A 15,017-nucleotide genomic window follows, 5' to 3' on the forward strand; every position below is an offset into this window, starting at 1 on the left:
GCGCGTACTCGATGGTGGCCACCTGCATGCCCAGGCAGATGCCGAGGTAGGGGATCTTCTTCTCGCGCGCCAGGCGGGCCGCGCATATCTTGCCCTCGATGCCGCGCTTGCCGAAGCCGCCGGGCACCAGGATGGCGTCGAACTCGGCGAGGCGGCCCACGCTCTCCGGCGTGATCGTCTCGGAGTCGACGTACTCGATCACGACCTTGGCGTGGTTGTGGATGCCGGCGTGGCGCAGCGCCTCGTTGAGCGACTTGTACGAATCCGACAGGTCGGTGTACTTGCCGACCATGGCGATCTTCACCGCGCCCTTCGGGTGCTCGACCTCGTTGACGAGGTCGTCCCAGCGCTTGAGGTTGGCCGGCGGCGTGGACAGGCGCAGCTTGTCGCAGATCAGCCCGTCGAGCCCCTGCTCGTGGAGCATGCGCGGCACCTTGTAGATGGTGTCGACGTCCCACATCGAGATCACGCCCCAGCGCGCCACGTTGGTGAACAGCGAGATCTTGTCGCGCTCCTCCTCGGGCACCGGGCGGTCGGCGCGGCACAGCAGCGCATCGGGCTGCACGCCGATCTCGCGCAGCTTCTGCACGGTGTGCTGGGTCGGCTTGGTCTTGAGCTCGCCGGCCGCGGCGATCCACGGCACGTAGGTCAGGTGCACGAAGGCGCTCTGGTTCGGGCCCATCTTCAGGCTCAGCTGGCGCACCGCCTCGAGGAAGGGCAGCGACTCGATGTCGCCCACCGTGCCGCCGATCTCGACGATCGCCACGTCGACCTCGTGGTCGGTGCCGATGCCGGCGCCGCGCTGGATGAATTCCTGGATCTCGTTGGTGACGTGCGGGATCACCTGCACCGTCTTGCCGAGGTAGTCGCCGCGACGCTCCTTCTCCAGCACGCTCTTGTAGATCTGGCCGGTGGTGAAGTTGTTGGCCTTGCGCATCTTCGTGGTGATGAAGCGCTCGTAGTGGCCGAGGTCGAGGTCGGTTTCCGCGCCGTCGTCGGTGACGAAGACCTCGCCGTGCTGGAACGGCGACATCGTGCCCGGATCGACGTTGAGGTACGGATCCAGCTTGATGAGGGTGACTTTGAGGCCGCGCGATTCGAGGATCGCGGCGAGGCTTGCAGACGCGATGCCCTTGCCCAGCGAGGACACCACACCGCCGGTGACAAAGACGAACTTGGTCATGGGGGGCGGCAGCCGTGCGTGACGAATGCCGTGGTGGTAAAGCGCGATTATAGGCGCCTGCCCCGGCCGGGCATCCCTATGGCGCCATGCCTTCCACCCACTGCAGCACCGCTGCGGCGGTCTCGTCGGGCTTCTCCATCGGGAACAGGTGGCCCCCGTCGATCATCGCGAAGCGGCCATGGGCCAGCGCCTTCGACGCCGCGATGCCGCCCTGGCGCATCTCCGCCGACTGGGTGCCGGCCAGGAAGGCCACCGGGCACCTCGGCGGGTGGCGCCGCAGCACGGTACCCAGATGGTGGGGCAGGGTGTTGTAGATGTGGGTTTCGACCCCGCGGTCGAAGGCCAGCACCACCTTGCCGTCGTGCTCCTCGAAGCCGGCGCGCACGTAGTCTTCGAGCACGCGCGGATCCCAGCGCGCGAACACCGCCTTGCCGGCGAAGTGCTGGCGCACCGCCTCGCGCGAGGGCCACTCGTGCCGGCGCGTGCGCGACACCCGCCCGGGCGAGACGCGCTTGACCAATCCGGTGGCCTTGGCCACCTGCAGGCTGTGCGCACGCCAGCCGGTGATCACCGGCGAATCGATCATCACCAGGCCGGCGGCGAGGTCAGGCCGCTTGCACGCGGCCAGCAGGCTGAGCAGCCCGCCGAGCGAGTGGCCTACCAGCACGGCCGGCCCGCCGGCCTCGCGCTCGATGAAGTGGATCAGCTGGTCGCGCAGCTTCGGCCAGTTGCTCGTGACGGGGTAGGCCGGGTCGTGGCCGAACCGCTCCACCGCGTGCACGGCGTGGCCGGCGGCGCGCCAGGCCTCGAAGAGCACGCGGTAGGTGCCGGCGGGAAAGCCGTTGGCGTGGCTGAAGACGATGGGCAGCCGGTTCGACTTCAAACGATCTTCTCGCCGGGGTGGGTGATCTTGCGCATCGGCTCGTAGCGGCAATCGGCGCTGCGCAGCGGGTGGGCGGTGGCGCCGCCGTTCCAGTGCGGATCCTCGATCGACTCGAAGATCTGCCGCAGCTTCTGGCCCCAGGTGCTGCGGATCATGTGGAAGTACGGGTTGTGCTCGTCGATGCAGGCGATCTTGTCGGTGGCGAAGCGGTCGCGTTCGTAGACCAGCAGGTCCAGCGGCAGGCCCACCGAGAGGTTGGACTTCAGCGTCGAGTCCATCGACACCAGCGCGCACTTGGCCGCCTCGTCCAGCCCCGAGGCGGGCGTGACCATGCGGTCGAGCACCGGCTTGCCGTACTTGCTCTCGCCGATCTGGAAGAAGCAGGTCTCGCGCGTGGCCTCGATGAAGTTGCCGGCCGAGTAGACCAGGAACAGCCGCATCGCCTCGCCCTTGATCTGGCCGCCGAAGATCATCGAGGCGTTGAAGTCGATGCCGCTCTGCTTGAGCGAGGCGGCGTCCTGGTCGTAGACGCGGCGCACCGCGCTGCCGAGCACGCGCACCGCGTCGAACATGCTCGGCGCGTTCCAGATGGTCAGCGGCTCGCCGCCCGGGTTGTCGATCTTCTCGACCTGCAGGATCTCGCGCACCGACTGGCTGATCGACAGGTTGCCGGCCGACAGCATCACCATGAACCGGTCGCCGGCCTTCTCGTAGACCATCATCTTGCGGAAGGTGCTGATCTGGTCGAGGCCGGCGTTGGTGCGCGAGTCCGACAGGAACACGAGGCCGGCATCGAGCTTGATGCCCACGCAGTACGTCATGGCGAATCCTTCTGCAAGGCTTTGAGGCGGTACAGCGCGTCCAGCGCTTCCTTCGGGCTGAGGGCGTCGGGGTCTATCTCGTCCAGCGCGTGCTCGACCTCGCTGCGCAGCGGCGCCGGCGCAGGCGGCGGCGTCTCGAAGAGGTCGAACTGGGAGTCGTGCGAGCGCTGCTGCGCCTCCAGCGCCTCCAGCGTCAGCCGCGCCTGGCGGATCAGCCCGGCTGGCATGCCGGCCAGGCGCGCCACCTGCACGCCGTAGCTGCGGCTGGCCGGGCCGGGCTGGATGTCGTGCAGGAAGACGATGTCCTCGCCGCTTTCCACCGCCGACACATGCACGTTGATCGCGCGCTCGTGCTTCAGCGGGAAGTCGGTGAGCTCGAAGTAGTGGGTCGCGAAGAGGGTGAACGAGCGGTTGCGGTCGTGCAGGTGGCTGGCGATGGCGCCGGCCAGCGCCAGGCCGTCGAAGGTCGAGGTGCCGCGGCCGATCTCGTCCATCAGCACCAGCGACTGTTCACTGGCGCCGTGCACGATGGCCGCCGCCTCGGTCATCTCGAGCATGAAGGTCGACTGCGCGTTGGCCAGGTCGTCGGCGGCGCCGATGCGGGTGTGGATGGCGTCGATGGGGCCGAGGCGGCAGGCCCTGGCCGGCACGTAGGAGCCCATCGCCGCCAGCAGCACGATCAGCGCCACCTGGCGCATGAAGGTGCTCTTCCCGCCCATGTTCGGCCCGGTGATCACCAGCATGCGGCGATTGGCGTCGAGCCGGCAGTCGTTGGCCATGAAGGCCCCGGCGCCGGTCTCGGCCAGGCGCGCCTCCACCACCGGGTGGCGGCCGGCCTCGATGTCGATGCAGGGTTCCTTCACGAAGGCCGGCCGACTCCAGCCCAGCGTGCGGGCGCGCTCGGCCAGCGCGGCCAGCGCGTCGAGGCTGGCCAGTCCGCGGGCCAGCGCGGACAGCGGCTCGAGCTGGGTCTGCAGCTGGTCGAGCAACTGGTCGTAGAGCAGCTTCTCGCGCGCCAGGGCGCGGTCCTGTGCCGACAGCGCCTTGTCCTCGAAGCCTTTCAGTTCCGGCGTGATGAAGCGCTCGGCGTTCTTCAGCGTCTGGCGGCGCAGGTAGTCGCCCGGCACCTTGTCGAGCTGCCCCTGGGTCACCTCGATGTAGAAGCCATGCACCTTGTTGAACTGCACGCGCAGGTTGGCGATGCCGGTGCGCGCGCGCTCGCGAGCCTCGAGATCGAGCAGGAAGGCGTCGCAGTTGGCGCCGATGCCGCGCAGTTCGTCGAGCGTGGCGTCGAAGCCCGGGGCGACCACGCCGCCGTCGCGCAGCAGCACGGCCGGCTCGTCGGCGATCGCGGCGACCAGCAGTTCCTCGATCTCGCGCGGCGGATGCAGCGCCTCCCAGAGCATGTCCAGCAGCGCGGTCGCGCCGTGCGGCACACGTGCCAGCAGCTGCGGCAGCGCCTGCAGCGTGGCGCGCAGGCCGGCCAGCTCGCGCGGGCGCACCTGGCGCAGCGCGATGCGCGCGGTGGTGCGCTCGACGTCGCTGACGCCGCGCAGCGCCTCGCGCAGCGCGTCGACGTCGGTGTGCAGCAGCGCCTCGATGGCGTCGTGCCGTTGCGCGGCCACGCGGCGCTCGCGCAGCGGCTGGGTCAGCCACTGACGCAGCGCGCGGCTGCCCATGCCGGTGCGACAGCTGTCGAGCAGCGAGAACAGGGTGGGTGCGTCCTCGCCGCGCAGCGTCTGCGTCAGCTCGAGGTTGCGGTGCGTCGAGGGCGGCAGCTCCAGCAGCTCGCTGGCGCGGCGCACGGTGAGCGTGCGCACGTGGGCGAGCGACTGGCCCTGGGTGTGCTCGGCAAACGCCAGCAGCGCCGCGGCGGCGGCCTGCGCGGCGTGCAGGTCCTGCGCGTTGAAGCCGGCCAGGTTGGCCACGCGCAGCTGTTCGCAGAGCTTGCGCGTGCCCAGGGCCGCGTCGAATTGCCAGCCGGGGCGCACGGTCAGCGGCGCGCGCGACTGCGCCAGCGCGTCGCTGCCGTGCTCGCGCTCCACCAGCACCTCGCTGGGCTGCAGCCGGGCGAGCCAGCTGCCCAGCTCGCGCCCGGCGCATTCGGTCAGGCCCAGCTCGCCCTGGGTGAGCGACAGCCAGGCCAGTCCGTAGCCATTGCCATGCTTGGCCACCGCCAGCAGCACGGCATCGGCCTTGTCGGCCAGCAGCTCGGTGTCGGTCACGGTGCCGGGCGTGACCACGCGCACCACCTTGCGCTCCACCGGTCCCTTCGCGGTGGCCACGTCGCCCACCTGCTCGCAGATCGCCACCGCCTCGCCGAGCTTGATCAGCTTGGCCAGGTAGCTCTCCACCGAGTGCACCGGCACGCCGGCCATCACCACCGGCTCGCCGGCGCTCTGGCCGCGGCTGGTCAGCGTGATGTCGAGCAGGCGGTTGGCGCGGCGGGCGTCCTCGAAGAAGAGCTCGTAGAAGTCGCCCATCCGGTAGAAGACGAGCGTGTCGGGGAAGTCGGCCTTGATGCGCAGGTACTGCTGCATCATCGGCGTGTGGCCGTCGAAGGCGGCCGTCACGGGCTGGTCCACCGGGGCGGTCTCCGGCGGCTCAGAGCGGGGCGTCGTCGTTGCGGGCCGCGTCGGCCTTGCGGATGCGCACCGGGCCCTTCTTCTTCGCCGGCGCGGCCGCGGCCGGTGCAGCGGTGGCGGCGAGCGCCTGCTCGGGCGTCAGCCCCGCGGGCGCAGCGGCAACCGCGGCCGGCTCGTCGGGCTTGATGGCGCGCGTGTAGGGCGCCAGGATCTGCACCAGTTGCGCGTACACCTTCGGGTTGCCCGCCACCACCTCGCGTTGGTAGAGGTAGTCGGCCTCGCCGGTGAAGTTGCCGATCAGGCCACCGGCCTCGGTGATGATCAGCGAGCCGGCGGCGATATCCCAGGGGTTCAGGCCGGTCTCGAAGAAGCCGTCGTAGTAGCCGGCGGCCACGTAGCACAGGTCCAGCGCGGCGGCACCCGGTCGGCGCAGGCCGGCGCAGTGCTGCATCACCTCCTCGAACATCTGCACGTAGCGCTTGAAGTTGTCGCCCTTGCGGAAGGGGAAGCCGGTGCCGATCAGCGCATCCGACAACCGCGTGCGCTTGGAGGCGCGCAGGCGCTTGTCGTTCAGGAACGCGCCGCGGCCCTTGGAGGCGTAGAAGAGGTCGTTGCGCGTCGGGTCGTAGACCACCGCCTGCTGCACCTGGCCGCGGAAGGCCAGCGCGATCGACACGGCGTAGACCGGGAAGCCGTGCAGGAAGTTGGTGGTGCCGTCCAGCGGATCGATGATCCAGACGTAGTCGCTGTCCTTGGCGCCATGGCTGCGCCCCGATTCCTCGGCGAGGATGCCGTGGCCGGGGTAGGCGGCCAGGAGAGTCTCGATGATGGCCTGCTCGGCGGCCTGGTCGACCTCGCTGACGAAGTCGTTCGGTCCCTTGGTGTTGATCTTCAGCAGGTCCAGGTCGAGCGACGCGCGGTTGATGATGGCCCCGGCGCTGCGTGCCGCCTTGATGGCGATGTTGAGCATGGGGTGGAGCGCTTGCGACATGGGGCAACCTGGAGAAGGAGAGGGACCGGCAGGGAGGAAAGAGCGAGGCGGCGCACGGGGCGCTGCGGATAATCGCGATTTTAGCCGCCCGCCCATGACAGCACCGGACCCGACGCGCTTCATCCTGATCGGCACCAGCCATCCCGGCAACGTCGGCGCCGCCGCGCGGGCGATCAAGGTGATGGGCTTTTCCGAGCTGTGGCTGGTGGCCCCGCGCGACCGCGAGGCCGCCACGCGCGACGAGGCCGTGGCGATGGCCAGCGGCGCCACCGACGTGCTCGCCGCCGCCCGCGTGGTCGACACGCTGGCCGAGGCGTTGGACGGCGTCGACTACCTCTGCGCCACCGCCATGACACCGCGCGACTTCGGCCCGCCGACCTTCGCACCGCGCGAGCTGTTCGCCACGCTGGCACCTTCCACGCAGCGGGTGGCCTTCCTGTTCGGCTCGGAGCGTTTCGGCATGGCCAACGAGGACGTCTACCGCTGCCACGCCTGCCTGAGCATTCCGACGCGCGCCGACTATGGCTCGCTGAATCTTTCGCAGGCGGTGCAGCTGATCGCCTACGACTGGCGCGAGGCGCTGGGCGGATTTGCCGTGCAGCCGCGCACCACCGATCCCACGCTGGCCGACGCGGCCTCGGTGCAGGGCCTGCTCGAGCACTGGCAGCGCACGCTGGTGGAGATCGGCTTCCTCGACCCGGCGGCGCCGAAGAAGCTGATGCCGCGCCTGAACCAGCTGATCAACCGCGCACAGCTCAGCCGCGAGGAGGTGGACATCCTGCGCGGCATCGCCCGCTACGTCGGCCAGGGCGTCGGCAAAGGCAAGGCGCACGATTGATGCCGGCAGCAGGGTCGGCCGCCCGCCGCTACACTGACTGCCCACCTCCTCGAGAACTGCCATGTTCCAGCGCCTGCGCGAAGACATCGACTGCATCCTCGAGCGCGACCCGGCGGCGCGCTCGCGCTGGGAGGTGCTGACCTGTTACCCGGGCCTGCATGCACTGGTGATCCAGCGCTGGGCCCACCGCGCCTGGAAGGCGCAGTGGTTCTGGCTGGGCCGCTTCCTGTCGCACCTGGGCCGCTTTCTCACCGGCATCGAGATCCACCCTGGCGCCACCATCGGCCGGCGGGTGTTCATCGACCATGGCATGGGCATCGTGATCGGCGAGATGGCCGAGATCCACGATGAGTGCACCATCTACCAGGGCGTGACGCTCGGCGGCACCTCGCTCGTGCGCGGCGCCAAGCGCCACCCGACGCTGGAGCGCGGCGTGATCGTCGGCGCCAATGCCTGCGTGCTCGGCGGCTTCACCGTCGGCGAGGGCGCGCGCATCGGCTCGGGCGCGGTCGTCACCAAGCCGGTGCCGGCGGGCGCTACCGCGGTGGGCAACCCTGCACGCATCATCGAGGCCAAGGCCGACGCGGCGCGCGAGGAAGCCTCGGCGCGCATGGGCTTCTCGGCCTACGGCGTGACGCAGGGCGACGACCCGGTGGCGCAGGCGATGAAGGGGCTGATCGACAACGCCGCCGGCCACGAGCACCAGATCGCGCTGCTGTGGCAGGCGATCGAGAAGCTGTCGCAGCGCTCGCGCGAACTGCCCACGCCCGATTGCGTGCCCGACGAGGCGCACACCACCGAGCAGTTCGATGCCGAGCGCCTGAACCGCCTCGTCAAGTGAGCGACAGACTCACAGCAGGAACAGCAGCGGCGTCAGCAGCCAGAGGTAGCGCCAGTCGCGCGGCACCTCGATGACCAGCGGCGAGCTGTAGGGCCCGACGAAGCCGTCGGGCTCGATGCTGCGGTAGCGGAAGTAGTAGGTGCCGGACTGCGACGGCCGCGGCAGCGTCCACTCCGGCGCGCTCAGGTCGGCCTGCGCGACGATCTCCTTGAAAGCCGGGTCGCGCGCCAGCTCGACGTGCTGCGTGTCCTCCGGCCGGCCGCTCCAGGCCAGCGTGAGAGACTTGCCATCGTCACCCAGGCCGCCCTTGGGCGGCTCGGGCAGCGGGCGCAGCTCGAAGCGCTGCGGGTCGCCGAAGGGGCCCTTGTCGCCGTCGGCGCGCGTGCTGGCCAGGCGCCAGTGGTACACGCCGGGGCCGCCCAGGTCGAGCGTCAGCGCGTTGCCCTCCAGGCCCTCGCGCTCGGCGACGATGTCCTGGAAGCGGTCGTCGCGTGCCACCTGCAGCCGCGCGGTGCGTGCGTCGAGGTTCGGCGACCAGCGGAACTCCACCGGCCCGAGTGACTGTTTTCCGCCCGCGCGCGGCGTATTGCTCGCCGGCGGCTCGGGGCGGGCCTTGAGCACGAAGGGCCGCACCGCGTCGTAGCCCTCGATGCCCTGGCCGTCGAGGCGGCGGGCGCGCAGAAACCAGCGGGCGTCGTCGAGCCCGGCGATGCGCACGTCGCTGCCGGGCTCCACCTTGCCGTCGCTGACGATGCGCTCGAAGGCCTCGTCCTGCGCCACCTGCACGCGCACCGTGGCCTGTTCGGTGGGCAGCGCGAAGCGCACCAGCGGGCGCTCGAAGCGCTCGGGCATCGCGGCGAGATCCGGCGCAGGCAGCAGCTTCACCGGCTCGGGCTTCTTCGCGGCGGCGTCGATCGCGGCGCCGAAGCCGGCGGCGACATCGCTGCCGACGTTGCGCTGCGGCGATTCGAGCCGGACCTTGCCGTCCAGCACCTCGCTGCGCGTGGCATTCGTGTCGCCGTCGAGCGACACGCGGTACTGGGTGCCGCGCACGCCAACCACCGCCGTCGGCGTGGTCACCTCCAGCGGCGGGCCGCGGCGCACCTTGGCGGCCAGCACCTCCACCGAGCCGCGCAGCATGCGCATCGCGCCACTGAACCAGCCGTCGGCGGCGAGCCGGGCTGCCTGTGCGTCGGTGGCGCCCGGGCCGCGGCCGGCGATGATCTCGGCCAGGCTGGAGGGCGGCACTTTCACGCGCGAGCCATCGGCCAGCGCCAGCACTGCCGAGCCGTTGGCGCCGGTCTCGAGCTGCTGGCCTTCGGCGATCGCCATGCCGGGCCGTGCCGGCGCGCCGGCCACGCTGACCTCGCCCACGCTGCTGGCCAGCGCCACCGGCACCGGCCGCGTGCGCATCAGCCGTGCCGGCACGCGCAGCACCTGGCCGGGGCGGATCAGGTTCGGGTCGGGCAGCCGGTTCAGCCGGGCAATCTCGCGCCAGGCCTGGGGGCTGACGAATACCGTCTGCGACAGGCCGATCAGCGTGTCGCGTTCGCTGACGCGGTACTCGACGATGGGTTCCTGCGCGGCCGCCGAGGCAAGGACGCCGAGGCAGGCCAGGGCGACGGCGTGGCGGCGCAGGGGTTTCATCATCGTGGCGGGCGGATCGCGTTCTTCGGTCGGAAGGCCTTGCACACCGATTCGTCGGTCTCGAGGTAGGGGCCGCCGATCAGGTCGATGCAGTAGGGCACGGCCGCGAAGATGCCGTGAACGCCGCGGTCCTTCAATCCCTCGAGTGTCTCGGCGATCGATTTCGGCTGGCCGGGCAGGTTGATGATCAGCGCCTGGCCGCGGATCACCGCCACCTGCCGCGACAGGATGGCGGTGGGCACGAAGTTCAGGCTGATCTGGCGCATCTGCTCGCCGAAGCCGGGCATCACCTTGTCGGCCACGGCCAGCGTGGCCTCGGGCGTCACGTCGCGCGGCGCCGGGCCGGTGCCGCCGGTGGTCAGCACGAGGTCGCACTTCGCCGCGTCGACGAGCTCGCGCAGCGCGGCGCTGATGCCATCCTGCTCGTCGGGGATCAGCCGCGTCTCCCAGCTGATCGGGTTGCGCAGCGCCTGCTGCAGCCACGCCTGCAGCGCGGGGATGCCCTTGTCTTCGTAGACGCCGCTGGAGGCGCGGTCGCTGACCGACACGACGCCGATGCGCACCGGATCGAAGGAATCACTCATGGTCTTGGCGGACTTGCTTGATGAACTGGAACAGCTCGCGGAAGGCCCGGCCGCTGCGTTGCTCGGGCTGCAAAGCGGCATCCTTGCGCGCGGCTCGGATCAGGCTGCGCAACTGCTGGGTGTCGGCCTGCGGGAACTGCCGGAGGTAGCTGCCGACGGCGTCGTCGCTGGCGATCAGCTCGGCGCGCCAGCGCTCGGCCTCGTGCAGCGCCAGCGAATCCTTGGCGCGGCCGAGCTGCATGTCGAGCACGGCCTGGCGGATCGGCTCGGTGTCCACGCCGCGCATCAGCTTGCCGATGTACTGCATCTGCCGGCGCCGCCCCTCGTGGGACCGGGTGCGGCGGTACTCGTGCACCGCGTCGCGCAGGTTCTCGGGGATCGCCAGATCCCTGACTCGCGACTCGGGCAGGTCGACCAGCGCCTGGCCGAGGCCCTGCAGCTCGTGCGAGGCCTTCTTGCGCTGCGTCTTGCTGGGGCGCTCGTCGGGATCGAAGGCTTCGGCGCCGTCGGCGGGGGATGGGAGAGGGGCGTGGCGGGACATCGGAAGAGGGCGCCGGTGCGGCGCAGGGGGCTGGTTATGATAGCCCGCGCCCTCCGAAGCCAACCTTCCTGCAGCCCTCATGACCGACAAGAACACCCGCGGCTTCGCCCACTCGCGCGAGCAGTTCCAGCAGCTTGCTGAGGACGCGCTCGCCCTGGCCAAGACGCTGGGCGCCAGCGAGGCGGGAGTCGAGGTGTCCGAGGGCGTGGGCCTGTCGGTCAGCGTGCGCAAGGGCGAGGTCGAGAACGTCGAGCGCAACCGCGACAAGTCGCTGGGCGTCACCGTCTACGTCGGCAAGCGGCGTGGCAACGCCAGCACCTCCGACTTCTCGCGCGCCGCGCTGGAGCAGACGGTACGCGCCGCCCACGACATCGCCCGTTTCACCGCCGAAGACCCGGCCGCCGGCCTGCCCGAGGTGGAAGACCTCGCCTTCGGCGCGGCCGCCGAGCGCGACCTCGACCTCTACCACCCCTGGCCCATCGTGGCCGAGCAGGCGGTGGAGATCGCGCAGCGCTGCGAGGCCGCGGCGCTCGAGACCGACCGCCGCATCACCAACTCCGACGGCGCCGGCGTCTCGGCCCAGCAGTCGCACTTCTTCATGGCCAACAGCCGCGGCTTCCGCGGCGGCTATGCCAGCTCGCGGCACTCGGTCTCGGTGGCGCCGATCGCCTCGCTGCCCGGCAAGGGCGGCGACGACATGCAGCGCGACGCCTGGTACACCTCGATGCGCTCGCCGGACGACCTGGCGGCGCCCGAGGCCGTGGGCCGCTACGCCGCCGAGCGGGCGCTGTCGCGGCTGCGCGCGCGCAAGGTGGCCACCGCCGAGGTGCCGGTGCTGTTCGAGTCCACCGTGGCGGCGGGGCTGCTCGGTGCGCTGGTGCAGGCCACCAGCGGCGGCGCGCTGTACCGCAAGTCGAGCTTCCTGCTCGACAGCCTGGGCAAGGAGGTGCTCGCCCCGCACCTCGACGTGCACGAGGATCCGCACATCCCGCGCGGCAAGGGCAGCGCCCCCTTCGACGACGAAGGCGTGGTCACCCGCGCGCGCGACGTCGTCAAGGCCGGCGTGCTGCAGGGCTATTTCCTGTCGAGCTACTCGGCGCGCAAGCTGGGCATGCGCACCACCGGCCACGCCGGCGGCTCGCAGAACCTCACGCTGACCAGCCGGCTCACGCAGCCCGGTGACGACCTCGACGCGATGATCGGCAAGCTGCACCGCGGCCTGTTCGTGATCGAGCTGATGGGGCAGGGCGTCAACCAGGTCACCGGCGACTACTCGCGCGGGGCGGCCGGCTTCTGGGTTGAGAACGGGCTGATCGCCTTTCCGGTGCACGAGATCACCATCGCCGGCAACCTGCGCGACATGCTGCGCGGCATCGTCGCCGTGGGCGCCGACGCCTACGCCAGCGGCACGCGCACGACCGGTTCGGTGCTGGTCGACCGCATGAAGCTCGCCGGCCTCTGATGCCGGCGGCGGCGGCCGGTTCCACGTAGTTTTGCGCAGGGGAAAACACCGGGCAGGGGGTCCGAACCCCCCTCCTAGAATCCTCGCGCTCACTTCACCCTCCCGCGTATCCACCACAGGAGAAAACGCATGGAACGTCGCTCATTCATCCAACGCGCCGGCATTGCCGGCGTCCTGGCGGCCGGTGCTGCCCCGGCCGTCGTGCACGCCCAGGCCAACATCCGTTGGCGCCTGGCCTCCAGCTTCCCGAAGTCGCTCGACACCATCTACGGCGCGGCCGAAGTGATGGCCAGGAAGGTCGGCGAGATGACCGGCGGCAAGTTCCAGATCTCTGTGCACGCCGGTGGCGAACTGATGCCCCCGTTCGGCGTGCTCGACGGCGCCTCGAACGGCACGGTCGAGATGGCGCACACCGCGCCGTACTACTTCTTCGGCAAGGACCCGACCTACGCGCTGGACTGCGCCATCCCCTTCGGCCTGAACAGCCGCCAGATGACCGCCTGGATGTACGAAGGCAACGGCCTGAAGCTGACCCGCGAGTTCTATGGCCAGGTCGGCATCCTCAACTTCCCGATGGGCAACACCGGCGCCCAGATGGGCGGCTGGTATCGCAAGGAGATCAAGTCGCTGGCCGACATCAAGGGCCTGAAGATGCGCATCGGCGGCTTCGGCGGCAAGGTGCTCGAGCGCATCGGCGCCGTGCCGCAGAACATTCCGGGCGGCGAGATCTACCAGGCGCTGGAGAAGGGCACCATCGACGCGGCCGAGTGGGTGGGCCCGTACGACGACCTGAAGCTCGGCTTCAACAAGGTCGCCCCGAACTACTACTACCTCGGCTGGTGGGAAGGCGGCCCGCAGCTGTCGCTGTACGTCAACAAGAAGGCGTACGACGGCCTGTCGGCCGAGTACAAGGCGATCATCGAGAGCGCCGCGGCCTACGCCCACGTCGAGATGCAGGCCCGTTACGATGCCCGCAACCCCGCTGCGCTGAAGACCCTGGTCGGCCAGGGCACCAAGCTGTTCCGCTTCCCGAAGGACGTGATGGAAGGTGCCTTCAAGGCCGCCATGGAGGTCTACGGCGAACTGAACAGCAGCAACCCGGCCTGGAAGAAGATCTATGAGGACTACGCCGCGTTCCGCCGCGACGCCAACCTCTGGTTCCGCTTCACCGAGTCGGGCTTCGACGACTTCATGCAGTCGCAGAAGCTCTGATCGGCAGCGTTCCGGCCAGAAGAAAGCCCCGCCTCGGCGGGGCTTTTTCATGCCCGGCCCCGCCGCGCGGCGAGGCCGGTGCACCCGGGGGTTACTTCTTCTGGTCTTCCTTGATCGATTCGAGCAGGCCCTTCATGGGGTCGTCCTTCTGCTCCGGAGCGGCACCCTCCGGTGCAGACGCAGCGGCTGGCATCTCGAATCCGGCCATCGGGTCCGCCGGGCGCGACCCGGTGTCCTGCTGCTGCAGCATCTGGAGCGCCTTGTCGGCGTCGATGGTCACGCCCTTGTCGATGCCGCCGGTGACCAGGTTCGGGAAGGCAATCACCGCGGCCACCATGATCAGCTGCAGCACGATGAAGGCGATCGAACCCTTGTAGATCTGCGGCGTCGTCACCGCCGGGATCGTCTCGCCCGTAATGCGGTCCTTGTAGTCCTTCCGCGCTGCCACGCTACGCAGGTAGAAAAGGGCGAAGCCGAAGGGTGGCGTCAGGAACGAGGTCTGCAGGTTCATCGCGATGATCACGCCGAACCAGACCAGCGCCATCTCCGGCGGCGTGCCCTCCGGCAGCAGCTCGGGCAGGATCTTGTTGGCCACCGGCGCCAGGATCGGGATCACGATGAAGGCGATCTCGAAGAAGTCGATGAACATGCCCAGGATGAAGACCAGGATGTTCACCACGATCAGGAAGCCGAGCGCGCCACCGGGCATGTCGTCGAACAGGTGCTCGACCCAGATGTGGCCGTCGGCGGCGTTGAAGGTGAAGCTGAACACCGTCGAGCCGATCAGGATGAACAGCACGAAGATCGACAGCCGCGCCGTGCTGTCCAGCGCCTGGATCATCAGCTTGCGCGACATGCGGTTGCGCGACACCGCCATGATCAGCGCGCCCAGCGCGCCCATGGCGCCACCTTCGGTGGGCGTGGCAATGCCCAGGAAGATCGTGCCGAGCACCAGGAAGATCAGCACCAGCGGCGGGATCAGCACGAAGGTGACCTGCTCGGTCAGCCGTGACAGCAGCCCGATCTTCAGGCCCTTGTTGAGCAGCGCCAGGGCCAGGGCCAGGATCGAGGCCACCGTCATCGACATGATCAGGATCTCGTCGCCGGGGGCGGGCAGTTGCCGGTCGATCAGCGGGTTGATGATCGACTGGTGCACCTTCGACCAGGCCCAGCCGGCCGCACCGCACAGCGCGAACAGCGCCAGCAGCGACAGGTGGCCGCTGGAGCCGTTGGCTTCGCGGTAGATGCGCGCTTCGGGTGGCAGCGCCGGCACCCAGGACGGCTTGACGATCGCCACCAGCACCACGAAGACGAGGTACAGGCCGACCAGCAGCAAACCCGGGATCAGTGCTCCGGAATACATGTCGCCCACCGTGCTGCCGTGCTGGTGGGCCGGCACGTTCTGCACCAGCGAGGGCGGGATGGGGTG

At 69.8% G+C, this 15,017-nt stretch carries 13 protein-coding genes; 4 read left to right on the plus strand and 9 right to left on the minus strand.

Translation table 11 applies throughout. The features are described 5' to 3' along the window. From AB7U92_RS07665 to AB7U92_RS07685, 5 genes are all read right to left on the minus strand, one after another. Nucleotides 1-1,183: CTP synthase (locus tag AB7U92_RS07665; protein WP_428575589.1), on the minus strand; the 1,183-nt coding region annotated here is incomplete at its 3' end. A gap of 76 nt (nucleotides 1,184-1,259) precedes the next feature. Further along, nucleotides 1,260-2,066, minus strand: coding sequence for an alpha/beta fold hydrolase (locus tag AB7U92_RS07670; protein ID WP_428575590.1), 807 nt, complete (start codon nucleotides 2,064-2,066; stop codon nucleotides 1,260-1,262). Next, nucleotides 2,063-2,887 (minus strand): peptidase, encoded by an 825-nt coding sequence (locus AB7U92_RS07675; protein ID WP_428575591.1) that lies wholly within the window; start codon nucleotides 2,885-2,887, stop codon nucleotides 2,063-2,065. Before AB7U92_RS07675 ends, AB7U92_RS07670 begins: the two co-directional genes overlap by 4 nt. Further along, entirely contained in the window at nucleotides 2,884-5,430 is a 2,547-nt protein-coding gene (gene mutS, locus AB7U92_RS07680) for a DNA mismatch repair protein MutS (RefSeq protein WP_428575601.1), read from the minus strand. The genes AB7U92_RS07675 and mutS overlap by 4 nt, the downstream gene beginning before the upstream one ends. 61 nt (nucleotides 5,431-5,491) lie before the next feature. Next, nucleotides 5,492-6,463, minus strand: a complete 972-nt coding sequence (locus tag AB7U92_RS07685) for an inositol monophosphatase family protein (protein ID WP_428575592.1) — start codon at nucleotides 6,461-6,463, stop codon at nucleotides 5,492-5,494. 94 nt (nucleotides 6,464-6,557) lie between these two features. Between AB7U92_RS07685 and AB7U92_RS07690 the strand changes: the two genes are divergently transcribed. After that, nucleotides 6,558-7,301: an RNA methyltransferase gene (locus AB7U92_RS07690; RefSeq protein ID WP_428575593.1), complete on the plus strand. Its 744-nt coding sequence runs from the start codon at nucleotides 6,558-6,560 to the stop codon at nucleotides 7,299-7,301. 61 nt (nucleotides 7,302-7,362) lie between these two features. Then, a complete protein-coding gene (gene cysE, locus AB7U92_RS07695) occupies nucleotides 7,363-8,142 on the plus strand; it encodes a serine O-acetyltransferase (RefSeq protein ID WP_428575594.1) in 780 nt (259 codons plus the stop codon). 9 nt (nucleotides 8,143-8,151) lie between these two features. Here cysE and AB7U92_RS07700 read toward each other — a convergent pair whose 3' ends face one another. Genes AB7U92_RS07700 through yjgA form a run of 3 tightly spaced genes read right to left on the minus strand, consistent with a single transcriptional unit; the run spans nucleotide 8,152 to nucleotide 10,914 of the window. Beyond that, nucleotides 8,152-9,792 (minus strand): FecR domain-containing protein, encoded by a 1,641-nt coding sequence (locus AB7U92_RS07700; protein WP_428575595.1) that lies wholly within the window; start codon nucleotides 9,790-9,792, stop codon nucleotides 8,152-8,154. Next, nucleotides 9,789-10,373: a molybdopterin adenylyltransferase gene (gene mog, locus AB7U92_RS07705; RefSeq protein ID WP_428575596.1), complete on the minus strand. Its 585-nt coding sequence runs from the start codon at nucleotides 10,371-10,373 to the stop codon at nucleotides 9,789-9,791. Before mog ends, AB7U92_RS07700 begins: the two co-directional genes overlap by 4 nt. Then, nucleotides 10,366-10,914, minus strand: a complete 549-nt coding sequence (gene yjgA / locus AB7U92_RS07710; protein ID WP_428575597.1) for a ribosome biogenesis factor YjgA — start codon at nucleotides 10,912-10,914, stop codon at nucleotides 10,366-10,368. Before yjgA ends, mog begins: the two co-directional genes overlap by 8 nt. Before the next feature lie 79 nt (nucleotides 10,915-10,993). Here yjgA and pmbA point away from each other — a divergent pair, with 79 nt between their 5' ends. Both pmbA and AB7U92_RS07720 read left to right on the plus strand, forming a co-directional pair. Beyond that, nucleotides 10,994-12,376 carry a metalloprotease PmbA gene (pmbA, locus tag AB7U92_RS07715; RefSeq protein ID WP_428575598.1) on the plus strand — a complete coding sequence of 461 codons (1,383 nt, stop codon included), beginning with the start codon at nucleotides 10,994-10,996 and terminating at the stop codon, nucleotides 12,374-12,376. A gap of 129 nt (nucleotides 12,377-12,505) precedes the next feature. Then, nucleotides 12,506-13,588: a TRAP transporter substrate-binding protein gene (locus AB7U92_RS07720; protein ID WP_428575599.1), complete on the plus strand. Its 1,083-nt coding sequence runs from the start codon at nucleotides 12,506-12,508 to the stop codon at nucleotides 13,586-13,588. 91 nt (nucleotides 13,589-13,679) lie between these two features. Here the strand turns inward: AB7U92_RS07720 and AB7U92_RS07725 are convergent. Further along, nucleotides 13,680-15,017 (minus strand): TRAP transporter large permease subunit (locus AB7U92_RS07725; protein ID WP_428575600.1); only part of this gene is annotated, 1,338 nt, incomplete at its 5' end.

This window comes from Piscinibacter sp. (genome assembly GCF_050175855.1).
In the GTDB taxonomy this organism is placed as follows: Bacteria; Pseudomonadota; Gammaproteobacteria; order Burkholderiales; family Burkholderiaceae_C; genus Piscinibacter.